Genomic DNA, 23,167 nt, shown 5'->3' with positions numbered 1-23,167 from the left:
GGTGAATACCGTATGCAAACGGCTCATGCAAAATTAGCTCGAGATATTGGAATAGATAATGATCACATTTTTATCGTGGATAAAGGTGATGTTATTGAATTTCAAGAAGGACAACATAAAGGTGTTGGAAAAGTACATGCAGGGAATGTGCTGATTGATGGGTTAGGTGTTGGCGACGTAGGAAACATCGTGTTGCGTGATCGTAAACTCCTTTCACAGGACGGAATTCTTGTGGTAGTTATAACTCTTAGCAAAGCAACGAAACAAATCGTTTCTGGTCCGGAGATTATTTCACGAGGATTTGTCTATGTACGAGAATCAGAAGAACTCATTGAAGAGTCTGTGAAGCGTGCAAAAGATATTATTGAAGTGTCGGTAAGAGCAAATAGTGTAGAGTGGTCATCGCTAAAGCAAAGTATACGAGAATCATTGAGCCAATTCTTATTTGAAAAGACGAAACGTAGACCAATGATTTTACCAATCATTATGGAAGTTTAAATAATAGATGGAAAAAGGAGGAAGGTGCGATTTTTTCGCACCTTCTTCCTTTTTGTTTGAACTTGATCATGTTTTATTTATTTTCGAATGAAAACATGTGTCCTACACAATACTAAGGCTATACACATGAAAGGGGCGCATGAAATGGGAGATCGGGACTATATAAATAACGATGATATTGATAAAAGGCAGGATGCGAAAGATTCTCTCGTTGAAAAAATTCAGCAGCTAGGGCAAACGAATATTCCGCAAATGAGTGAATCGCGCATTCATTGCTTAACGATTATTGGTCAAATTGAAGGACATATTCAGCTTCCTCCTCAAAATAAAACAACAAAATATGAACATTTGATACCACAGCTCGTAGCGATTGAACAAAATCCCAAAATTGAAGGCTTACTTGTTTTACTGAATACAGTAGGGGGGGATGTAGAAGCTGGATTAGCTATTTCAGAAATGATTGCTTCGCTATCTAAGCCTACCGTATCGATTGTATTAGGAGGAGGTCATTCAATTGGAGTTCCGATTGCGGTATCTACGGACTACTCGTTTATTGTAGAAACTGCTACAATGACTGTTCATCCAATTCGTCTAACAGGACTTGTTATAGGGGTTCCGCAGACATTTGAATACTTAGATAAGATGCAGGAACGTGTGATTCGATTTGTGACAAAGCATTCAAATATTACAGAGGATCGTTTTAAAGAGCTAATGTTTGCTAAGGGGAATTTAACTCGAGACATTGGTACGAATGTAGTAGGAGCAGATTCCGTGAAATATGGACTTATAAACGAAGTAGGTGGCATCGGGGAAGCAATCCAAAAATTAAATGAGTTAATGGATTACCGAGATTCAAGTGAAGAGGGATTACTATCATGATCTTGTATACGATTATGCCAGAATATTGTATATATCCACAGGATGAATCAGTATACTATGAACAAAAACAAATTACGTATGAGGGTATTGATATGCTTGTTAAGCAAGGAGAAAATGGAGAGTATCAAGTTGTTCGAATTATGAGTAGTGACCCGCAGCATTTTCTTGCTTTTTCACCTGGTCAAAGTATTCCGGTGCGTTGAAAAGCAGGAATTTGATAGGTTTGTATGGTATACTATACGAGAAAAAGAACGAAGCAGCCTATACTGGCTGCTTTCTTCCATTTATCTAGGTCCAATAAAACAATAAAAGATGCGATGCTAAAGGGGCTTGTTTCGAATGGATTACTATTGTAGCAAAATAGTAAATTACACACAGTAGTGAAAGGAACGTTAGGATTATACAAACAGGAATGAAGTTCCATTCGCTTGAAATAGAGGTGAAATAATGGTTAAGAAAAAACCAAGAGGAAGAAAAACGAAAGAAAAAACAGGCATTCAACCTACGATGTATTATGAGATTATTGGTCTGATTCTTTTTGCACTCTCCCTTATTACGATTTTGCAACTTGGCGTCGTGGGAAAAGCATTCGTATTATTTTTTCGCTTTTTCTTCGGAGAATGGTATATGATCGGTGTAATAGGTCTTATAGCACTATCTGTTGCGTTTGTTATTCAACGCAATTGGCCAAATTTGCTAAATAGGCGACTGATTGGCGTATATTTTATTGTACTTGCCATTGTTATGTTTAGTCATATTACACTAGTACAAAACTTAACAAAAAATGGTCAGTTTACAAATCCTTCTGTTATTGTAAATACAAAAAATTTATTTATGCTAGAAGCGGCAAATAAAGTTGGTTCAGTGAATTTAGGTGGTGGCATGATTGGAGCAATCATGTTTGCTATGTGTTTTTTTCTGTTTGATGAAACCGGAGCCTACATTATAGGTGGAATTCTTATTGTACTTGGTATATTGTGCATTACCAACAAACATATTGGTGAAGTACTAGCGCCTATCCTTTCCTTAGTTCGTAAACAACTGAGTGCATTTTCTAGTGATATCAAGGGATGGAAGGTAAGCAGGGTGAAGCAAACGGAAAAGAAAAAAACTGCGAAGCCGCGAAGGGAACCTCTAGAAACAGTAAACATAGAGCAAGATGAGCCGGAGCCGGCAGAAGAAATCGAGACGGTACCTCCTATTATTTCTAATTTTACAGAACATACAGAGCTCTCTTCTTCCATGGAATCACCAAAGGGTGAAGCGAATCAGGTGGAAATACAAAAGGTTGATACGCAAGCACAAGGCACACTCGAGCCAGTTGAGATGGAACCGGCAATGAATTTTACTGATATAGAAAACAAAGACTATCAATTGCCGTCCCTTGACTTGCTTCGTCTTCCAGACAATAAGCATATTTCTAATGAAAATGATTTAATCTACGATAATGCAAGAAAGTTAGAGCGAACATTTAAGAGTTTCGGTGTAAAGGCGAAAGTGACAAAAGTACATAGAGGACCTGCCGTAACCAAATATGAAGTATATCCTGACTTAGGAGTGAAGGTAAGTAAGATCGTAAGTCTAAGCGATGATATCGCCCTTGCACTGGCCGCAAAGGACATTCGAATCGAGGCACCGATCCCTGGAAAGTCAGCCATTGGTATTGAAGTACCAAATGCAGAAGTTGCAATTGTTACACTTCGTGAAGTGTTGGAGTCGAAAGGGAATAATCGTCCTGATGAGAAATTATTGATTGGCCTTGGACGAGATATTACAGGTGAGGCAGTCATGGCGCGCCTAAATAAAATGCCACATTTACTAGTAGCTGGTGCAACAGGTAGCGGGAAAAGTGTATGCATTAATGGTATTATTACGAGTATATTAATGAGAGCGAAACCACACGAAGTAAAGATGATGATGATTGACCCGAAAATGGTCGAACTGAATGTCTATAATGGTGTACCGCACTTACTTGTTCCAGTTGTAACAGATCCGAAAAAAGCATCGCAGGCGTTAAAAAAAGTAGTAGGTGAGATGGAACGGCGGTATGAACTATTTGCGCATACGGGTACACGTAATATTGAGGGATACAATACTCATGTGAAACAATACAATGAAGAAGCAGAGGCAAAGCAACCGCTTTTACCATACATTGTTGTCATTGTTGATGAGTTAGCTGATCTTATGATGGTTGCTTCATCAGATGTGGAAGATGCCATTATGCGATTGGCACAAATGGCACGTGCTGCAGGTATACATTTGATTCTTGCAACGCAACGTCCTTCTGTTGATGTCATTACGGGAGTCATAAAGGCAAATATTCCATCACGCATTGCGTTCGCGGTTTCTTCCCAAACAGACTCACGTACAATATTGGATTCTGGAGGGGCAGAAAAACTATTGGGACGCGGGGATATGTTGTTTCTGCCTGTTGGTGCTTCAAAGCCTGTACGTGTACAAGGAGCTTTCATGTCAGACGATGAAGTAGAGCGTATCGTAAATTATGTTATTTCACAGCAAAAGGCGCAGTATCAAGAAGATATGATCCCACAAGGAGTGGAAGTAAGCCAAGAGGTTGGAGATGATTTGTATGATGATGCAGTTCGCTTGATTGTTGAAATACAAACTGCATCGGTTAGCATGCTACAGCGAAGATTTCGCATTGGATATACGCGAGCTGCTAGGTTGATTGATGCGATGGAGGCTAATGGAGTGGTCGGTCCATATGAAGGTAGTAAGCCAAGAGTTGTTTTATGGAAAGAAATGCAAGAAAAAAGTTCGTAATAGAACGTAGTTAGAAGACGGATGGATTCTCACACCGTCTTCATTTGTGTAGGAAAATCCTCTTATATGGATGCCAAAACAATGAAATATCAAAAATTTACAAATTTTGAATTATGTTGACATCGTTTGCAGTCACATGGTAATATTTACGACGAAATAGCGTGAAAAAGTAGCTTGATTTAACAGATAACACACCTCATATAGTTTTAGTAAATGGTTCAAAATCTTCTATCTAGCAACCACAAAATGGAAATATGGGGGGATATGCATTGGTATTGGTTTTAACATACTTGTGCTCTGATTTTCTCAAAAAATAAGGGAAAGTGTAGAGTGCATTTTTTATGCAGTTAATAGTTTTTACATAAAAAATAAAAAATTCCTAAAAACCCTTTATATGTTGATTTTATATTTAGATATTTACAAAATAATGATATATTAAATGGGAGTATATTAGGATAGACGTCTTACATCAGAGGTCGAATAATTGAATATTGGGGGATTTGGATGTCAATTAGGTCAGATAATCGCCACCTTTATTTGCGGGTCATAGACCGAATTAAAGAAGATATTGCAAGTGGCATGTATAAAGAAAAACAAAAATTACCATCAGAATTCGATTTAGCGAAAGAACTTGGTGTGTCAAGAGCAACATTGCGAGAAGCACTTCGAATTTTAGAAGAAGAAAATGTGATCGTTCGTCGCCATGGAGTGGGCACATTTGTGAACGCCAAACCAATGTTTTCATCTGGCATCGAACAGCTTTCTAGTATTACAGACATGATTACAGATGCTGGTAAGAGTCCAGGTACGATTTTTCTTTCTTCGTCTGTTATGAGTCTAACGGAGGAAGAGAAAGAAAAATTTAAAAGTGAAGGTAGTATGGACGTATTTACAATTGAACGTGTACGTACAGCAGATGGGGAGCCAGTCGTCTATTGTGTGGACAAGCTTCCACAACATATTTTGCCGGATTTATCCGAATATAAAGAAGAATCGCTCCTAAATATTATTCATAAAAAGACGAACAAGCGAGTTACATACGCTGTTGCATATATTGAACCTCTTGGATATCATCCGAAAGTTTCACCGATATTGGAATGTAGTCCTGAAACTGCTTTGCTTGTTTTGAAGCAAATGCATTATGACCAAAGCGATGAACCAATTCTGTATTCGATTAACTATTTTCGAGCTGACACATTCAGCTTTCATGTTCTACGAAAACGCTTGTAATGTCCCTTTTCCTTTTGAGGAGGTGACAATCTTTCAAAAGGGACAGTCAACGAATATAGAGAAACCAAGGAGGATGCTAGTATGAAAAAAAAGGCAGCACTTTTCTTATCACTCACACTTGCAGTTAGTGCCATTTTGGGAGCTTGTGGAACTTCTAGTTCAAATAATGTAAGCAAATCGAATAGCTTTAAGGTAGGTATGGTAACGGATGTTGGCGGTGTAGATGACAAATCGTTTAATCAATCTGCATGGGAAGGTTTAAAACAATTTGGTAAAGATGCCGGATTAAAAGAAAATGAAGGGTACCGCTATTTACAATCTACGCAAAACTCAGACTATGAGCCAAATTTAACAAAATTTGCAGAGCAAAATTATAATTTAACATTTGGAATTGGATACTTAATGACAGATGCGATTGGTAAAGTAGCTGATCAATTTAAAAACAATCAATTTGCTATTGTGGATAGTGTTGTAGATAAACCAAATGTAACAAGTATTACATTTAAAGAAAATGAAGGTTCTTTCCTTGTTGGTGCGATTGCAGCAATGACAACGAAATCAAATAAGATTGGCTTTATCGGCGGAGTAAAAAGCCCGTTAATTCAAAAATTTGAATATGGTTTTATGGCCGGTGCAAAAGCAGTAAATCCAAAAATTGAAATTGTATCTGAATATGCAGATGCATTTGATAAGCCAGACAAAGGTTCTGTATTAGCGTCTGCTATGTATGGCCAAGGCGTCGACGTAATTTATCATGCGTCTGGTGCAACTGGAAATGGCGTATTTACAGAAGCAAAAAATCGTAAGAAAAAAGGTCAAAATGTATGGGTAATTGGTGTTGACCGTGATCAAAGTCAAGAAGGTATGCCTGAAAATGTAACATTGACTTCTATGGTAAAACGTGTTGATGTTGCTGTCGCAGAAGTGGCAAAAGAAGAAAAGGACGGTACGCTTAAAGGTGGTACAGTCAAAGAATTTGGTTTAAAGGATAAAGGGATTGACATCGCTCCTACTACAGATAATGTAGCAAAGGATGCGTTAGCAAAAGTGGATGAGTTCAAGAAACAAATTTTAGACGGTACAATTAAAGTACCAGCAACAGAACAAGAATATAAAACATATGAAGCTTCTCTACAAAAATAATATACAGTAGAGAAATAGCAAAGGTTAGTTCTTAGAACTAACCTTTGTATGTGTATAAAAGAAAATAAGCTGATGCTTCCAATTGGAGGAGGTTAGTTCGTGGACTATGTAATTGAGATGAATCATATTACAAAACTATTTCCAGGTATTAAAGCAAATGATAATATTACTCTCCAAGTGAAACAAGGAGAAATTCATGCGTTGCTCGGAGAAAATGGAGCCGGAAAATCAACGTTAATGAATATATTATTTGGGTTGTATCAACCAGAGGAAGGCGAAATCAAAGTAAAAGGGAAACCCGTAAAAATTACGAGTCCTAGCGTTGCCAATCATTTAGGTATTGGTATGGTGCATCAGCATTTTATGCTAGTGAGCAATTTTACTGTCACAGAAAATATTATTTTAGGAAATGAGCCAAAAAAGGGTGGAAAGATAAATATTGAAGAAGCTGCAAAGGCCATCCAACGTTTATCTGAACAATATGGATTAGCTGTTGATCCGTATGCAAAAATTGAGGACATTTCTGTCGGTATGCAGCAGCGTGTAGAAATTTTAAAAATCTTGTACCGAGGTGCAGAAATTTTAATTTTTGATGAGCCGACAGCTGTGTTAACACCGCAAGAAATTAAAGAATTAATCGGTATAATGAAACTTCTAGTACAAGAAGGAAAATCCATTATATTAATTACACATAAACTTAAGGAAATTATGGAAGTGTCTAATCGTTGTACAATTATTCGAAAAGGAAAAGGGATTGGAACAGTCGATATTGCGAGTACGAATAAGCAACACCTTGCTGAATTAATGGTAGGTCGTGAAGTGAATTTTAGAACGGAAAAAACAGAAGCTCATCCAACGCAAGAGGTATTGAAAATTTCGGATTTGATTGTGAATGATACGCGCAGTTTACCTGCTGTAAAAGAACTTGACTTAACTGTTCGTGCTGGAGAAATTGTTGGAATTGCAGGGGTAGATGGAAATGGTCAAAGTGAGCTAATTGAAGCAATAACAGGCTTACGAAAAGTTGAGTCAGGCTCTATTATGCTTCGCGGAAAAGATATTACCAATCTGCCTACCCGTCGTATTACAGAAGAAGGCATCGGACACATTCCGGAAGACCGTCATAAGCATGGTTTAATACTCGATTTTTCTGTTCGAGATAATATGGTACTTCAAACCTATTATAAAAAACCTTTCTCATCAAAAGGAATGTTACATTTTGAAAAGATGAAGGAAAAAGCCAAAGCTCTTATTGCACAGTTTGATGTGCGGACAGCTGGAATCGATACTTTAGCACGATCGCTTTCTGGTGGAAATCAGCAAAAAGCCATTATTGCTCGCGAGGTTGATCGTAATCCAGAATTACTTATTGCAGCACAGCCAACCCGCGGTCTAGATGTTGGGGCTATCGAATTTATTCATAAAAAGCTTGTAGAGCAACGAGATAACGGAAAGGCTGTTCTTCTCATATCGCTAGAATTAGATGAAATATTGAACGTTAGTGACCGCATTGCTGTAATATACGAAGGAAAAATAGTCGGAATTGTAAATGCTAAAGAGACAAATGAACAGGAACTTGGACTTCTTATGGCAGGCGGAAAGCAGGAAGAGAAGGTGAATTCACATGAGTAACGGATTTATTTCTTCGCGTATGACTAATATTCTCGTGCCAGTACTGTCTGCAATTTTTGGCTTATTAGTTGGGGCTATTATCATGATTGTCAGCGGCTATAGCCCTGTTGATGGATATGCATCACTATGGGATGGCATGTTTGGAAACCCACGAGCAATTGGTGAAACAATCCGTTCGATGATTCCACTTGTATTGGCGGGTCTATCAGTTGCTTTTGCTTATCGGACAGGGTTGTTTAATATTGGTGTAGAAGGGCAGCTTCTCGTTGGCTGGCTTGCATCTGTATGGTTCGGTTATGCATTTCATTTACCGTCTTTTCTCCATATTCCATTAGCAATTATAGCAGCAGCACTAGCTGGTGCTATCTGGGGATTTATACCAGGATTGTTAAAAGGAAAGTTTAAAGTAAATGAAGTTATCGTTACGATTATGATGAATTATATTGCACTTTATGTTACGTATGATTTAATAAAGAGATATTTAAATGCTGGAAATGAAAAATCATATACCATTCAACAAAGTGCATCACTTGCTTCGCCTTTCTTAGCAAATCTAACAGACCATTCCCGTTTGCATTGGGGAATTATTGTAGCCGTTTTAGGAGCTATTATTATGTGGTTTGTTTTAGATCGAACTACGCTTGGGTATGAGTTAAAAGCGGTTGGCTTTAATCAAAGTGCCTCTAAATATGCAGGTATGAAAGTGCCGCGTAATGTTATTCTATCGATGACTATTGCAGGCGCCTTTGCGGGTATAGGAGGTGCAATGGAAGGATTAGGAACATTCCAGAATATGAATGCTATGTCATCATTCACAGGTATTGGGTTTGATGGAATTGCTGTGGCACTACTCGGTGGAAATAATCCATTTGGTATTTTGTTTGCAGCCCTTTTATTTGGTGGATTAAAAAGCGGTGCACCGCAAATGAACTTTAATGCGAATGTTCCATCTGAGCTTATTAATGTTATTATAGCTTGTATTATCTTTTTTGTAGCTTGTAGCTATGTGCTTCGCTGGGCACTTTCACGCTTTAGTAAGGGGGACAAATAAATGAGTTTCCTAGACATTCTTGCTATTATTATATCTGGGACTTTATACACAGCAGCACCACTTATTTTCACTGCGCTTGGTGGAATATTTAGTGAACGCTCGGGTGTCGTAAATATTGCACTAGAAGGATTTATGTTATTTGGCGCCTTTATTGGTATTCTTACCACATTGCTAATGGGAAGTTCGTGGGGACCTATTACTCCTTATATTTCTCTTTTGTTTGCAGCGGTAGCTTGCGGAATATTTGCACTGCTTCATGCTGTAGCCTCAATTACGTTTAAAGCAGACCAAGTTGTAAGCGGAGTAGCGATTAATTTTCTATCACTAGGCTTATCGGTATTTGCAATTAAAAAGATTTTTGACAAAGGACAAACGGATTTTATTCAATTTCGTATTGAAAAAATTGATATACCTGGCCTTTCTCACATACCTGTTCTGGGTAAGATCTTTTTCTCAAATGTGCCGCTCACCTCATATATTGCCATTCTTCTAGCTTTTGTTGTGTGGTACATTATTTTTAAAACGCCCTTTGGCCTTCGTCTTCGAGCTGTCGGCGAGCACCCAATGGCTGCTGATACAATGGGAATCAATGTATATAAAATGCGTTATACAGCAGTATTCATTTCCGGTATGTTTGCTGGAATTGGAGGAGCCGTATATGCTACATCTATTTCAAATAATTTTTCAGGTTCAACGATAACAGGGCAAGGCTTTCTTGCACTTGCTGCCATGATTTTTGGAAAATGGCATCCAATTGGTGCACTAGGAGCAGCACTATTCTTTGGATTTGCGCAATCTCTTGCTATAACAGGTGGAACACTTCCGTTTTTACAAGGTATTCCATCTGTGGTTTTAACTATATTACCTTACGTCTTAACGATATTAGCTCTTGTAGGATTTGTTGGACGTTCAGAAGCTCCGAAAGCGTTGGGAACACCATATGAAAAAGGAAAGAGATAAAGGACTCCTTTTTTAACGAGTGTTTTTCTGATTAGTATGCAAAAAAAACTCGCGACTCTTCGCGAGTTTTTTTGCAAGTAAATCTAATTTTGTCCATATACTAGGTATACATCACCAAAGTTGCAAATAGATGTGGAAAAACGGTATATTGAAGAAGACTATTTGGTAAAGGAGGAATAAATATGGAAATAAAGCAGCGTGTTCAGAAAATTGCAGGACTAACTGTTCATACTATACGTACTGTAAAGTATAAAACAAATACACTTGTACTTCGCATGAAGGCACCTCTGTCACTAGACACTGCATCTTACCGAGCTCTACTTCCCTACGTTCTTCAAAGTGGAACAAAAACACTTCCTTCCGTGAAGGCGGTGAGAGAATATGTAGAAGACATGTACGGTGCATCATTAGCGGTAGATGTGAGTAAAAAAGGTGAAGAACATATTATCTCCCTTTATATGGATGTTGCAAATGAAATCTATTTGCATGATGCACCGCCTCTTTTAGAAAAAGCAATTAGCATGTTAGCGGATGTACTACAACGTCCTGCTTTAGAAGATGGTATATTCCTTTCAACTATTGTTGAAGCAGAAAAACGTGCGTTAATTCAACGGATTGATTCTATATATGACGATAAAATGAGGTATGCAAGCGAGCGGCTTATACAAGAAATGTGCGAGAATGAGGACTATCGCTTTAGTTCAAATGGAACAAAAGAAGAAGTTTCAACTATTACACCTACGTCACTCTTTCAATATTATCAGAAGGCGATTGCTGAAGATGAAATTGATTTGTACCTCGTTGGAGATTTGCCAGAAGAAACGGATTTACTTGTACAAAAATATTTTGATTTACCTGAGAGAAAGATAAACGAACGCCACGAGAGTCATGTAGGGACTACTGTACAAAAAGAAAAAGAAGTCATCGAGCAACAAGACATAAAGCAAAGTAAATTACATATTGGCTACCGTACAAATATTACCTATAAAGACGAAGCCTATTTTGCTCTGCAAGTGTTTAATGGATTGTTCGGTGGATTCTCACATTCTAAGCTATTCGTAAATGTTCGTGAAAAAAACAGCCTTGCTTACTATGCTGCATCTCGGTATGAAAGTCATAAAGGATTGCTTTTTGTCATGTCAGGAATTCAAGCTAGTAACTATAAAAAAGCGTTGTCTATCATTAAGGAACAACTAGAAGCAATGCAAAGTGGAGATTTTACGGAGGAAGACTTAATCCAAACGAAGGCTGTTATCGTGAATCAAATTTTGGAGACAATTGATACGCCAAGGGGTCTTATCGAAATCTTATACCATAATGTTGTCTCGGGTGTGGAACGTTCGATGGAACAATGGATTCCTGCAATTAATAAAGTGACAAAAGAAGAAGTGGTAGCAGTTGCAAAGAATATCATGATGGATACGGTTTACCTACTACGTGGATCGGAGGAGGTATAGGATGAATACAATTTCTTTTGATCAACTAAAGGAAGAACTAATGTATGAAAAGCTGTTAAATGGTTTGGATGTATACATTTTGCCAAAACCAGGATTTAACAAAACATACGCAACGTTTACGACGAAATATGGAAGTATTGATAATGTATTTGTTCCAATGGAAAAAAAGGAATATGTGCATGTTCCTGATGGAATTGCTCATTTTCTTGAGCATAAATTATTTGAAAAAGAAGATCATGATGCATTCCAGTTGTTTAGTAAGCAAGGAGCATCCTCTAACGCCTTTACATCGTTTACTCGAACCGCATATTTGTTTTCTTGTACATCGAATGTGGAAACGAATTTGAGCACATTACTTGATTTCGTACAATCACCGTATTTTACCGAAAAAACGGTGGAAAAGGAAAAAGGGATTATCGGACAAGAAATTCAAATGTATCAAGATAATCCGGATTGGCGTTTGTATTTTGGCCTAATTGAGAGTATGTACGAGAAACACCCTGTGAAAATTGATATTGCTGGTACGATACAATCTATTAGTGCAATTACAAAGGATTTGTTGTATGAATGTTACAACACATTTTATCATCCGAGTAATATGCTGTTATTTATTGTAGGACCCGTTGATCCTGTAAAAATGATGGACTTGATTCGTGATAACCAAGCGAAAAAGAATTATAACAAACAGCCAGAAATTAAGAGATCTTTTGAAGAAGAGCAAGATGAAGTTGCAACGAAAAAACTTGTTATTCCGATGTCGGTACAAACACCAAAATGTTTAGTAGGTATAAAAGGAAAGCGCCCGAAATATACAGGTCGTGCGAAATTGAAGTATGAAATGATGATTTCCTTACTTCTTGATTGCTTATTTGGGAAAAGCTCAAGTAATTACGAGCAGCTTTATCATGATGAACTTATTGATGATACGTTTTCGTACGATTACACAGAAGAAACTAGCTTTGGCTTTGCTATGATTGGTGGAGATACAAAAGAACCAGATGAACTAGCCAAACGAATTACTACTATTTTACTTCAAACGAACGATAGTACTTTATCTGAAGAAGTAGTAGCTCGTGCGAAAAAGAAAAAAATAGGCGGGTTCTTGCGCTCATTAAATTCACCGGAATATATAGCAAATCAATTCACACGCTATTCATTTAATGGTTCGAATTTGTTTGATGTACTTTCTATTCTGGAAGAAATTACAGTGCAAGATATTTGGAATGCTGCCAATGAATGTATAGATGAAAAGCGTATTAGCATTTGCCAAATTGTTTCGAAATAGTCTATAGAGGAAAGCATCCATCTGGATGCTTTTTCTTTGGGGAAGAGGTATGTGATTATGAAAAAGTATGCTCTAATTACAGGAGCGAGCGGAGGGATTGGGTCCGCTATTGCAAAGAAACTAGCCTTTGAAGGCTATTCTTTATATGTACAATATCATACGGGAACAAAACAAATGAAGGAGCTTTGCGATGCACTTTCCTCCTATGAGGTTATACCTATACAAGCTGACTTATCAAAAAAAGATGGAGCAAAGCAGCTTTGGGATCAAATACAACATGATGTAGATGCGGTTGTATATGCAGCTGGTAAGAGTGTATTTGGTCTTGTGACCGATGCAGAAGAGAAAGTAATAGAAGAAATGACATGCTTATCTGTTACTACAATGTATAAATTGATGAACTATGCCTTGCCAACAATGATACGAAAACGAAGTGGGAGTATCGTTGTAATTTCTTCAATATGGGGACAAACAGGCGCTTCTTGTGAAGTATTATATTCTATGCTAAAGGGTGCGCAAAATACCTATGTAAAGGCACTTGCAAAAGAATTGGCACCGAGCTTTGTACGCGTAAATGCGGTTGCGCCAGGTGCAGTTGAAACTACGATGATGAATATGTTTTCTGAAAAGGAGAAACAGGATATTGCTGAAGAAATACCGATGGGGAGACTTGGAAACCCAGAAGAAATTGCAAATGTTACAGCCTTTCTTCTTTCAGATTCTTCTTCGTATATAACTGGACAAATTATTGGGGTAAATGGTGGATGGTATTGCTAATACATAAAATGCGTACAATCTGTACATAGTAATAATGACTTTAATAAAAAGTGAGGTGGAAAGCATGTCAGTTCTAGACAATTTTGAGCAATGGAAATCGTTTTTAGGTGAACGATTAGACCAAGCGGATGGAAAAGGTATTAATGATACGACTGTATCTGAAATGGCCTATCGAATTGGCGATTACCTAGCAAATGAAGTCGAAGCACATAACGAGGAAGAACAACTATTAGCAGAGCTCTGGAAGGTAGCGGATGAACAAGAGCAACATACAATCGCTAATTTAATGGTAAAGCTTGTACACGGGAAACAGTAAGAGAGGAGCAATCCTCTCTTTTGTTATTTTCACTGTATAAATCTAAATACGAAAGTTAGAATAGAAGTAAAAGAAAAGATTATTAGGTGAAATCTTTCTTCCTTCCAATGAATCGAGTAAATTGACTTTTCTATTGTCGAAAAATCATATAATATAGTACATAGGTGGATAGGTAGTGAGGAGGGTGTTGTATATGATTGAATGGTATTTTGAATATGAAATACATAAAAACAGACCTGGATTACTTGGGGACATTGCTTCTTTAATTGGTATGCTCGGAATCAACATTACGGCGATTAATGGTGTTGACAATGAGCGCAGAGGATTATTGCTTAAGTGCGAAAACCAGGAACAGATTACAAGACTTGAATCAATTCTAAACACGATGGATAATATAACGGTAACAAAATATCGAAGCCCAAAGCTACGAGATCGTTTAGCAGTCCGACATGGAAGATATATACAACGTGATGCGGATGACAAGAAAACATTTCGTTTCGAAAGAAGTGAATTGGGTTTACTTGTTGATTTTATGGCGGAATTGATGAAAAAAGATGGACATAAGCTTATTGGTATTCGAGGAATGCCACGAGTAGGAAAAACGGAATCTATCGTAGCTTCAAGTGTATGTGCAAATCGAAGATGGATTTTTGTATCATCAACTCTCATTAAACAAACTGTACGAAGTCAGTTAATACAAGATGAATATAGTGAAAACAATGTCTTTATTTTAGATGGAATAGTATCTACAAAGCGGGCGAATGAACGCCATTGGCAGCTTGTCAGGGAAATTATGCGTATACCTGCAACGAAGGTAGTTGAGCACCCGGATATTTTTATCAGTCAATCCGAGTATACACTTGATGATTTTGATTACATTATTGAACTGCGTAACCATTTGGATGAAGAAATAAAATACAATTTAGTAGAAGACATTGATTTAGAGAAAAAGAATGATTTTTCCATGTTTGACTTTTAGAAAAATATGAGGTGTAACCATTGACTCAATTAGGAGAAAAGCTAAAAGAAGCAAGATTAGCAAAGGATTTATCCCTTGATGAGCTTCAAAATACAACGAAAATTCAAAAACGTTATTTAGTAAGCATTGAAGAGGGGAAGTTTGAAACACTTCCAGGAGATTTTTACGTACGTGCGTTTATTAAGCAATATGCCGAAGCAGTAGGACTAAATCCGGAGTCTATGCTTGAGGAATATAAGGGTGAATTACCTACTCCTCCTTCACACGAAGATACACAAGTATCTCGTGCAAAAACGAAGGAATCAAATCAAAACTCTCCATCTGCTCGTATTATGGAGTATATGCCCAAAATTCTTATTACTCTTCTTGTAATTGCAGTTGGGGTGGGTATTTGGCTTGTAGCGCAGGCGTTAACTAGCAAGAGTCAGAATCAGGTGAAAACGGGTAATACCACATCAACAGCACAGGTGGAAAAAGCGGCAAATTCAGCATTAGATAAGAAGCAAGAACAACCAGCTCAGCAAGAACAACCAGCGCAACCAGCGCAACCAGCCACGCCTGCTCAAGAAATAAAAGTTGTGGATACAAATGGAAAGACGTCTACAATGGAAATTCGAAATAATACTGCATTGCAAATTGAAATATCTGCAAAAGGAACTGCATATGTAGACATTAAAAACGGTGCTGGAAAGATGTTTTATAATAAAACAATGGAACAAGGTGAGGTTCAGCAACAGGATTTATCAGCTGAAGATGAAGTACGTCTGAATATTGGAAGCTCACCAAATACAGATATAAAGATTAACGGTCAGCTGTTAACGTATCCGCAAGATCCAAATAATGTTGATCATCAAATTATCATTATTAAAAATTTACGTAATGGGCAGCCAACTCAGTAATAGTCATCGCCACGCGATGACTATTTTTCCATAAGATAACCGTTATGAATGATGGAGGAATTAGTGTGAACTTACCGAATAAAATAACAATTTCTAGAATTTGTTTAATTCCTATCTTTTTAATGGTAGTGCTTATACCATTTGATTGGGGAGATCAATTAGTTGGTGTTTCGGATTTAAGAATGAGGTCCTTACTTGGAGCCATTGTGTTTATAGTTGCATCAGCTACAGATTGGGTTGATGGATATTATGCAAGAAAACATAATTTAGTTACAAATTTAGGGAAATTCCTAGATCCGTTAGCAGACAAACTTCTCGTTTCCGCAGCTCTAATAGTCTTAGTTGAATTACATAATATATCATCATGGATTGCCATTCTTATTATTAGCCGTGAATTTGCTGTCACTGGATTACGATTAGTATTAGCGAATACAGGGGAAGTAGTAGCAGCTAATATGCTCGGAAAAATTAAGACATGGACACAAATTATTGCTATTTCGGCCTACTTTCTACATGACGTACCACTTCAATGGCTTCCGTTTTCTATTTCAGAAGTGGCAATTTGGGTTGCACTCTTTTTTACGATACTTTCAGGCTGGGACTACTTTTGGAAAAATAGAGCCGTGTTTACAAATTCAAAGTAACGGTAAGAGGGGGAATGAAATATGAACGCCGAAATTATTGCAGTTGGAACAGAATTACTTCTTGGACAAATTCTAAATACAAATGCTAGGTTTTTAGCACAAAACCTTGCTTCCATAGGGATTGATGTGTATTATCAAACGGTTGTCGGGGATAATGTAGGACGTTTAGAAGAAGCTATCCAAATTGCGCAAAATAGAGCGGATATTTTAATTTTTACAGGCGGGCTGGGACCGACAAAAGATGATTTAACAAAGGAGACGATTGCTAAGGCGGTCGGAAACGAACTTGTTTATAATGAAGAGGCATTACTCTCTATTAAAGAATATTACGATCGAACAGGTCGTGAATTTGTTGAGAGCAGTAGAAAACAAGCTCTCGTGCTTGCTAATGCAACCGTATTTCCAAACGATCACGGTATGGCTCCGGGAATGGGGCTTCAAAAGAATGGTCATACATACATCTTGCTTCCGGGGCCGCCAAAGGAAATGAATCCTATGTATAATAGCTACGTAGGAAAATTTCTAATGCAACTGGCATCTGAAGCGAAACTGTACTCTCGTATTCTTCGTTTCTTTGGGATTGGAGAATCGCAACTTGAAACTGAAATACAAGATTTAATAGATGAACAAAGTAATCCAACGATTGCTCCGTATGCGGCTGAAGGAGAAGTGACTCTTCGTATAACAGCAAAGCATAGTGATGAAGAAAAAGCACAAATGATGTTGGATGAGGTAGAAAAGAAAATACTGACTCGGGTGGGAGAATTTTTCTACGGGTATAATGATGACTTTTTACATGTGAAAGCTATTTCTGCTTTGAAGGAGAAAGGGTTTACGATAGCTTGTGCAGAAAGCTTAACGGGCGGATTGTTTGGAGAAAAACTAACTGAAATTAGCGGCGTATCTTCTCTCTTTAAAGGTGGAATCATCTGCTACAGCAATGAAGTCAAGCAATATATATTGCATGTACCGGAACAGACGCTAGCAGGGGCCGGGGCAGTGAGTGCACTGTGTGCAGAGCAACTTGCAGACAATGTACGAGCTCTTTTAAAAACTAATGTGGGAATCAGTTTTACTGGAGTAGCAGGACCAAATGAATTGGAAGACAAAAAACCTGGAACGGTATTTATTGGAATTAGTATTGCGGGAAAACCAACATGTACGATTCCTCTTAATTTAGGTGGTAGCCGCCAACTCATACGAGAACGTGCAACAAAGTATGGCTTTTATCATTTGTATAAAAAACTAGAAGAGCTGTAATGCCCTTCTAGTTTTTACTTTTTAATATAGGGAAATCCGAGAATCATAGAGGAAAAAAAGAAAAATCGAATAAGTGTTCGATTGTTGTTGGCTTTTTAAAAGGGAAAAGGTATAATAAATATATGTTTTAAAACAAAGGAGGAACTCGTGTGGGTGATCGTCAATCAGCATTAGATATGGCGTTAAAACAAATAGAGAAGCAATTCGGTAAAGGCTCTATCATGAAGCTAGGAGAGCAATCTGACAAAAGAGTTTCTACAATTTCAAGCGGTTCATTAGCATTGGACGTTGCACTAGGAGTTGGTGGATATCCTAGAGGTAGAGTGATAGAAATTTATGGTGAACGTATATCTTGCTAGATTTGCAAGAATATCGCCCGCTTACTGGGAAACGAGTAAGATGAAAGGGGCAAAATCGGAGAACATCTCAAGGTATGAGACAATTCCGAGGTAACTGCAAGAGGTAATACTCTCGTAGCACCGTAACGCGTACCAGGTGAACCTGCATGGCAGAATATAATCCTGGCAAGAGTGTCCCTTCCCTAACAGCTTTAAGCTGAGGGATAATATGTACGCTGAGCTGAGCTGGAACTGACCAGTTGTAGTTGTATGATCTTCCAGAGCCATACAATGATGAGGGTGACCTCCAGAAGCAAGGATAAAAAGCCTTGTGTATAACAATCCTGCCCGAATCATCTGGTAAAACAACTGTTGCTCTTCATGCAATTGCACAAGTGCAAGCGACAGGTGGTCAAGCTGCCTTTATTGATGCAGAGCATGCGTTAGATCCTGAATATGCACAAAAGCTGGGAGTTAACATAGACGAGTTATTGCTTTCGCAACCTGATACAGGGGAACAGGCTTTGGAAATTGCGGAAGCTCTTGTTCGTAGTGGTGCTATTGACATTATTGTCATAGACTCAGTAGCAGCTTTAGTACCAAAAGCTGAAATTGAAGGGGAAATGGGAGACTCCCATGTAGGTCTTCAAGCACGTTTAATGTCACAAGCTTTGCGTAAGCTTTCTGGAGCAATTAACAAGTCTAATACAATTACAATTTTTATCAATCAAATTCGTGAAAAAGTTGGAGTTATGTTTGGTAACCCAGAAACGACACCAGGTGGACGTGCATTGAAGTTTTATTCTTCTGTCCGTTTAGAAGTACGACGTGCTGAACAATTAAAGCAAGGCAATGATATTGTTGGGAATAAGACAAGAATCAAAGTTGTGAAGAACAAGGTGGCTCCACCGTTCCGTACGGCTGATGTAGATATTATGTATGGAGAGGGAATTTCTAAAGAAGGTGAAATTCTTGATATGGCAACGGAACTTGATATCGTTCAAAAGAGTGGGGCATGGTATTCCTATAATGAAGAACGTTTAGGTCAGGGCCGTGAAAATTCAAAAACATTCTTAAAAGAAAATACACAAATTCGAGATGATATTGCAAATAGAGTTCGAGAACATTATCAAATTGCTGATAAGGATAATTCCATACCGTTTGATAATGAAAACCCAAGTTTGCTAGAAGATTAAAAAGACACGTATCATGTGTCTTTTTTTTTACACATGAATAAGCTTTGTGATACCGCTTACTATACTACTGTATAAAGCATGTAAAGACATACAGCCCTTGACAATGAAAATATCGAACTATACAATAAGTTTGTATATTCTTTTTTTACCATTTTCATCATACCTTCATCTGTACATGAGGATATGACAAACGGGTTTGACATAGGTCTTCGTTTGAAAAGAATAATTATGACTATACAGTAAAATTGAAAATTGTTCCAACATGGATGAAAAGGAGTTATCGCTGTACATTGCTATGTAATGTACGTGCTGGCAGTCTTTTCTCATTCATAGCAAGAGGAGGTGAAAGTATGAACACACTAACGATTGTCATCTCCCTGTTGCTTACAGCGATTGTCAGTGCAGTTGTTGGCTTTTTTGTTCGGAAATCCATTGCGGAAGCAAAAATTAATGGTGCTACTTTTGCGGCGAGTCAAATCGTTGAAGATGCGCGTCGGGAATCAGAAGCATTGAAAAAGGAAGCGCTATTAGAAGCAAAGGATGAAATTCATAAACTTCGTACAGAAGCAGAATTAGAAATTCGTGATCGAAGAAGTGAGTTGCAAAAACAAGAAAATCGTTTAATGCAAAAAGAAGAGAACCTAGACCGCAAGGATGAATCACTTGACAAGCGTGAACAACTGCTTGAAAAGAAAGAGGATTCTCTAACATTGAGACAACAGCAAATTGAAGAGTTGGAAAGCAAAGTGGGAGAGCTCGTTCAAGCCCAACAGCGGGAATTAGAACGCATTTCTGGTTTAAACCGCGAAGAAGCAAAATCCATTGTATTAGATAAAGTTGACAAAGAACTTTCTCATGACATTGCAGTGAAGATTAAAGAGAGTGAAATGCGTGCTAAAGAAGATGGAGACAAAAAAGCAAAAGAAATTTTGTCTTTAGCTATTCAAAGATGTGCAGCTGATCACGTGGCTGAAACTACTGTTTCTGTCGTGAACCTTCCAAACGATGAAATGAAGGGTCGGATTATTGGACGTGAAGGCCGTAACATTCGTACACTAGAAACGTTAACAGGTATTGATCTCATCATTGATGATACGCCAGAAGCAGTAATTTTATCAGGTTTTGATCCGATTCGTCGAGAAACAGCTCGTATTGCGTTAGACAAGCTTGTTCAAGATGGTCGTATCCATCCAGCTCGTATTGAAGAAATGGTAGAAAAATCAAGACGTGAAGTAGATGAATATATCCGTGAGGTTGGCGAACAATCAACCTTTGAGGTTGGGGTCCATGGATTACATCCAGACTTGATTAAAATATTAGGACGATTGAAATTTAGAACTAGCTACGGACAAAACGTATTGAAACATTCTATGGAAGTGGCATACTTAGCCGGTCTTATGGCTTCTGAGCTCGGAGAAGATTTGAAACTTGCACGTCGTGCAGGATTACTTCATGATATTGGTAAAGCGATTGACCATGAAGTAGAAGGAAGTCACGTTGAAATCGGCGTAGAACTAGCAACAAAATATAAGGAACATCCAGTTGTTGTGAATGCAATTGCATCGCATCACGGAGACACAGAGCCAACGTCAATTATTTCTGTTCTTGTTGCTGCTGCGGATGCTTTGTCTGCTGCAAGACCAGGTGCAAGAAGTGAAACGTTAGAAAACTACATCCGTAGACTTGAAAAGCTCGAAGAAATTTCAGAGTCATATGAAGGCGTTGAGAAATCATACGCAATTCAGGCTGGAAGAGAAGTTCGTATACTTGTAAAACCGGATGCTATTGATGACCTAGAGGCACATCGCTTAGCACGTGATATTCGAAAACGAATTGAAAACGAGCTCGATTACCCGGGACATATTAAAGTAACTGTCATTCGAGAAACGAGAGCAGTAGAATATGCAAAATAAAGTGGTGCAAACCACTTTATTTTTTTGGTTATAGGTTATAAACAAAAGATTCAACGGAATGAAAAATACAATATTAAAGCATCTAAGGGTTGTTTTTTACTATATATAAAAATGGGAAGTGTTTATGGAATGAGAATTTTATTTGTCGGTGATGTTGTAGGATCACAGGGGAGAAAAATGATTGAAGAATACGTACCAAAACTGAAGAAAAAATATACGCCGACTTTGACAATTATAAACGGAGAAAATGCAGCATCAGGAAAAGGTATTACAGAAAAAATATATCGTGGATTTTTAGAAAGTGGTGCACAAGCAGTAACACTTGGTAATCATACATGGGATAACCGTGATATTTTTGAGTTTATAGATTCTGCGAAATATTTAGTTCGTCCTGGCAATTTTCCAGAAGGAAATCCTGGGAAGGGCATGATCTTTGTGAATTGTAACGGAGTTGAAGTTGCTATTATTAATTTACAAGGTAGAACATTTTTACCTGCCATTGACTGCCCATTTAAAAAAGTAGACGAATATATTGCTGAAGCAAAGAAACGCACAAATTTAATTTTTATTGATTTTCATGCGGAAGCAACAAGTGAAAAACAAGCAATTGGTTGGTATGTAGATGGGAGAGCGACTGCTGTCGTAGGCACACACACACATGTACAAACGGCAGATAACCGTATATTACCGGAAGGAACCGCTTATATTTCAGATGTTGGAATGACGGGACCCTACGACGGTATTCTGGGCATGGACCGCGAAGTGGTTTTGAAAAAATTCTTAACGGGTCTTCCTGTTCGTTTTGAAGTGGCTTCTGGTCGTACGCAACTGAGTGCAGTTCTTGTAGATGCAAATCCACATACAGGAAAAGCTGAGAAAATTGAACGAATTCTAATTAATGATGATCAAAGACTTTTTGAATAATACCATAAAATGTAATTCTTAAAAAAATAAAAGTGGATAAGCAGGAATATCTTTCCTTTCTCGTGAATATATGTAAAGTAAATTCAATCGCTTAAACGATAACGAGGAGGAAACGAGTAATGGATATATTAAAAGTTAAAGCAACTTCTGTGCCAAACTCTGTTGCAGGTGCATTAGCTGGGGTAATCCGCGAACGCGGTTCGGCAGAAATGCAGGCTATTGGAGCGGGTGCGCTGAATCAAGCAGTAAAGGCGGTAGCGATTGCAAGAGGATTCGTAGCGCCGAGTGGTCTTGACTTAATTTGCGTCCCGGCTTTTACAGATATCATTATTGATGGTGAAGAACGTACGGCTATTAAAATTATCGTTGAGCCTCGTTAATCTAGAAAACCTGTTTGCTAAGCAGACAGGTTATTTTATTGTCATAGGAGGGATAGAAATTGAATATATTTGATGCTCATTGTGATGTTATTTGGAAACTATGGGAAAAGAAATGTAAAGTAAGCTTTAAAAATGACAGCAATCTTCATGTAACCTTACATAAATTAAAACAAGCAAATGCAAAAATTCAATGTTTCGCAATTTATGTACCGGAAAAAGTACCAATGGAACAACGGTTTGATACAGTATTGGAAATGATTGAGATTTTTTATCGAGAAATTTTGGACAAACATCCTGAAATGAAGCTGATTACGACGAAGCATGATAGTCAGATATTAAAAGACGGCGAGATAGGTGCTCTTTTAAGCTTGGAAGGGTGTGATGCAATTGGAACAAATATTGCTCGGCTTCGTATATTACATCGTCTTGGTGTACGCTCTGTTGGATTAACTTGGAATTATAGTAACTCTGTTGCCGATGGTGTATTAGAGCCGCGTGGTGCTGGGTTATCTAATTTTGGAAAAGAAGTAGTGAAAACGCTGAATGAGTATCATTTGTGGACAGATGTGTCTCACCTTTCAGAAAAGGGATTTTGGGATGTGATGGACTTAGCTCATCATCC

The 23,167-nt window shown here is 37.9% G+C and carries 20 protein-coding genes and 4 pseudogenes; all 24 read left to right on the top strand.

Features of this window, described 5'->3' with window-relative positions; genetic code table 11:
• Positions 1 to 498 (top strand): annotated as a pseudogene (locus AC11ZT_RS00385) (Zn-dependent hydrolase); the annotation flags it as partial.
• A gap of 144 nt (positions 499 to 642) precedes the next feature.
• Positions 643 to 1,377, top strand: a complete 735-nt coding sequence (locus AC11ZT_RS00380; RefSeq protein ID WP_379967377.1) for a ClpP family protease — start codon at positions 643 to 645, stop codon at positions 1,375 to 1,377.
• On the top strand, positions 1,374 to 1,580 hold the full coding sequence (locus AC11ZT_RS00375) for a YlzJ-like family protein (RefSeq protein WP_379967380.1): 207 nt from the start codon (positions 1,374 to 1,376) through the stop codon (positions 1,578 to 1,580). The genes AC11ZT_RS00380 and AC11ZT_RS00375 overlap by 4 nt, the downstream gene beginning before the upstream one ends.
• Before the next feature lie 244 nt (positions 1,581 to 1,824).
• A pseudogene (locus tag AC11ZT_RS00370) lies at positions 1,825 to 2,601 on the top strand (cell division protein FtsK); the annotation flags it as partial.
• A gap of 120 nt (positions 2,602 to 2,721) precedes the next feature.
• Positions 2,722 to 4,161: pseudogene (locus tag AC11ZT_RS00365) on the top strand (DNA translocase FtsK); the annotation flags it as partial.
• A 504-nt stretch (positions 4,162 to 4,665) separates the two neighbouring features.
• Positions 4,666 to 5,391 carry a GntR family transcriptional regulator gene (locus AC11ZT_RS00360; RefSeq protein ID WP_484057708.1) on the top strand — a complete coding sequence of 242 codons (726 nt, stop codon included), beginning with the start codon at positions 4,666 to 4,668 and terminating at the stop codon, positions 5,389 to 5,391.
• Positions 5,392 to 5,472: 81 nt separating this feature from the next.
• A complete protein-coding gene (locus AC11ZT_RS00355) occupies positions 5,473 to 6,534 on the top strand; it encodes a BMP family lipoprotein (protein WP_484057707.1) in 1,062 nt (353 codons plus the stop codon).
• 99 nt (positions 6,535 to 6,633) lie between these two features.
• Positions 6,634 to 8,166, top strand: coding sequence for an ABC transporter ATP-binding protein (locus tag AC11ZT_RS00350; protein WP_484057706.1), 1,533 nt, complete (start codon positions 6,634 to 6,636; stop codon positions 8,164 to 8,166).
• Positions 8,159 to 9,217 carry an ABC transporter permease gene (locus AC11ZT_RS00345; protein ID WP_484057705.1) on the top strand — a complete coding sequence of 353 codons (1,059 nt, stop codon included), beginning with the start codon at positions 8,159 to 8,161 and terminating at the stop codon, positions 9,215 to 9,217. Before AC11ZT_RS00350 ends, AC11ZT_RS00345 begins: the two co-directional genes overlap by 8 nt.
• Positions 9,218 to 10,177: an ABC transporter permease gene (locus AC11ZT_RS00340; RefSeq protein WP_484057704.1), complete on the top strand. Its 960-nt coding sequence runs from the start codon at positions 9,218 to 9,220 to the stop codon at positions 10,175 to 10,177.
• 182 nt (positions 10,178 to 10,359) lie between these two features.
• A complete protein-coding gene (gene yfmF / locus AC11ZT_RS00335; RefSeq protein WP_484057703.1) occupies positions 10,360 to 11,634 on the top strand; it encodes an EF-P 5-aminopentanol modification-associated protein YfmF in 1,275 nt (424 codons plus the stop codon).
• A gap of 1 nt (position 11,635) precedes the next feature.
• On the top strand, positions 11,636 to 12,919 hold the full coding sequence (yfmH, locus tag AC11ZT_RS00330; RefSeq protein ID WP_484057702.1) for an EF-P 5-aminopentanol modification-associated protein YfmH: 1,284 nt from the start codon (positions 11,636 to 11,638) through the stop codon (positions 12,917 to 12,919).
• Between the two features lie 57 nt (positions 12,920 to 12,976).
• Positions 12,977 to 13,696 (top strand): elongation factor P 5-aminopentanone reductase, encoded by a 720-nt coding sequence (gene ymfI, locus AC11ZT_RS00325; protein WP_484057701.1) that lies wholly within the window; start codon positions 12,977 to 12,979, stop codon positions 13,694 to 13,696.
• Positions 13,697 to 13,760: 64 nt separating this feature from the next.
• Entirely contained in the window at positions 13,761 to 14,012 is a 252-nt protein-coding gene (locus AC11ZT_RS00320) for a DUF3243 family protein (protein WP_484057700.1), read from the top strand.
• A gap of 193 nt (positions 14,013 to 14,205) precedes the next feature.
• Positions 14,206 to 14,991, top strand: a complete 786-nt coding sequence (locus AC11ZT_RS00315) for a DUF3388 domain-containing protein (protein WP_484057699.1) — start codon at positions 14,206 to 14,208, stop codon at positions 14,989 to 14,991.
• A gap of 20 nt (positions 14,992 to 15,011) precedes the next feature.
• Positions 15,012 to 15,890 (top strand): helix-turn-helix domain-containing protein, encoded by an 879-nt coding sequence (locus AC11ZT_RS00310; protein ID WP_484057698.1) that lies wholly within the window; start codon positions 15,012 to 15,014, stop codon positions 15,888 to 15,890.
• 65 nt (positions 15,891 to 15,955) lie between these two features.
• Positions 15,956 to 16,534 carry a CDP-diacylglycerol--glycerol-3-phosphate 3-phosphatidyltransferase gene (gene pgsA, locus AC11ZT_RS00305; protein WP_484057697.1) on the top strand — a complete coding sequence of 193 codons (579 nt, stop codon included), beginning with the start codon at positions 15,956 to 15,958 and terminating at the stop codon, positions 16,532 to 16,534.
• A 21-nt stretch (positions 16,535 to 16,555) separates the two neighbouring features.
• Positions 16,556 to 17,794, top strand: coding sequence for a competence/damage-inducible protein A (locus tag AC11ZT_RS00300; protein WP_484057696.1), 1,239 nt, complete (start codon positions 16,556 to 16,558; stop codon positions 17,792 to 17,794).
• A gap of 149 nt (positions 17,795 to 17,943) precedes the next feature.
• Positions 17,944 to 18,153: a hypothetical protein gene (locus AC11ZT_RS00295; protein WP_379967422.1), complete on the top strand. Its 210-nt coding sequence runs from the start codon at positions 17,944 to 17,946 to the stop codon at positions 18,151 to 18,153.
• Positions 18,154 to 18,479: 326 nt separating this feature from the next.
• A pseudogene (gene recA, locus AC11ZT_RS00290) lies at positions 18,480 to 19,328 on the top strand (recombinase RecA); the annotation flags it as partial.
• Positions 19,329 to 19,678: 350 nt separating this feature from the next.
• Positions 19,679 to 21,241 carry a ribonuclease Y gene (gene rny, locus AC11ZT_RS00285; RefSeq protein WP_484057695.1) on the top strand — a complete coding sequence of 521 codons (1,563 nt, stop codon included), beginning with the start codon at positions 19,679 to 19,681 and terminating at the stop codon, positions 21,239 to 21,241.
• Positions 21,242 to 21,370: 129 nt separating this feature from the next.
• Positions 21,371 to 22,165, top strand: coding sequence for a TIGR00282 family metallophosphoesterase (locus tag AC11ZT_RS00280; RefSeq protein WP_484057694.1), 795 nt, complete (start codon positions 21,371 to 21,373; stop codon positions 22,163 to 22,165).
• Positions 22,166 to 22,284: 119 nt separating this feature from the next.
• On the top strand, positions 22,285 to 22,545 hold the full coding sequence (locus tag AC11ZT_RS00275; protein WP_379967431.1) for a stage V sporulation protein S: 261 nt from the start codon (positions 22,285 to 22,287) through the stop codon (positions 22,543 to 22,545).
• A 59-nt stretch (positions 22,546 to 22,604) separates the two neighbouring features.
• Positions 22,605 to 23,167: dipeptidase (locus tag AC11ZT_RS00270; RefSeq protein WP_484057693.1), on the top strand; the 563-nt coding region annotated here is incomplete at its 3' end.

This window comes from Ectobacillus sp., from assembly GCF_056992975.1.
The sequence above is the reverse complement of the archived record's forward strand: the minus strand, read 5'-3'. Positions and strand labels throughout refer to the sequence as shown.

Coding starts and splice junctions, on each gene's coding strand:
- AC11ZT_RS00280 (WP_484057694.1), top strand. CDS start 21,371: ATGAGAATTTTATTTGTCGGTGATGTTGTAGGATCACAGGGGAGAAAA.
- AC11ZT_RS00345 (WP_484057705.1), top strand. CDS start 8,159: ATGAGTAACGGATTTATTTCTTCGCGTATGACTAATATTCTCGTGCCA.
- AC11ZT_RS00300 (WP_484057696.1), top strand. CDS start 16,556: ATGAACGCCGAAATTATTGCAGTTGGAACAGAATTACTTCTTGGACAA.
- AC11ZT_RS00340 (WP_484057704.1), top strand. CDS start 9,218: ATGAGTTTCCTAGACATTCTTGCTATTATTATATCTGGGACTTTATAC.
- AC11ZT_RS00320 (WP_484057700.1), top strand. CDS start 13,761: ATGTCAGTTCTAGACAATTTTGAGCAATGGAAATCGTTTTTAGGTGAA.
- yfmF (WP_484057703.1), top strand. CDS start 10,360: ATGGAAATAAAGCAGCGTGTTCAGAAAATTGCAGGACTAACTGTTCAT.
- AC11ZT_RS00315 (WP_484057699.1), top strand. CDS start 14,206: ATGATTGAATGGTATTTTGAATATGAAATACATAAAAACAGACCTGGA.
- yfmH (WP_484057702.1), top strand. CDS start 11,636: ATGAATACAATTTCTTTTGATCAACTAAAGGAAGAACTAATGTATGAA.
- rny (WP_484057695.1), top strand. CDS start 19,679: ATGAACACACTAACGATTGTCATCTCCCTGTTGCTTACAGCGATTGTC.
- AC11ZT_RS00375 (WP_379967380.1), top strand. CDS start 1,374: ATGATCTTGTATACGATTATGCCAGAATATTGTATATATCCACAGGAT.
- AC11ZT_RS00275 (WP_379967431.1), top strand. CDS start 22,285: ATGGATATATTAAAAGTTAAAGCAACTTCTGTGCCAAACTCTGTTGCA.
- AC11ZT_RS00380 (WP_379967377.1), top strand. CDS start 643: ATGGGAGATCGGGACTATATAAATAACGATGATATTGATAAAAGGCAG.
- AC11ZT_RS00360 (WP_484057708.1), top strand. CDS start 4,666: ATGTCAATTAGGTCAGATAATCGCCACCTTTATTTGCGGGTCATAGAC.
- AC11ZT_RS00355 (WP_484057707.1), top strand. CDS start 5,473: ATGAAAAAAAAGGCAGCACTTTTCTTATCACTCACACTTGCAGTTAGT.
- ymfI (WP_484057701.1), top strand. CDS start 12,977: ATGAAAAAGTATGCTCTAATTACAGGAGCGAGCGGAGGGATTGGGTCC.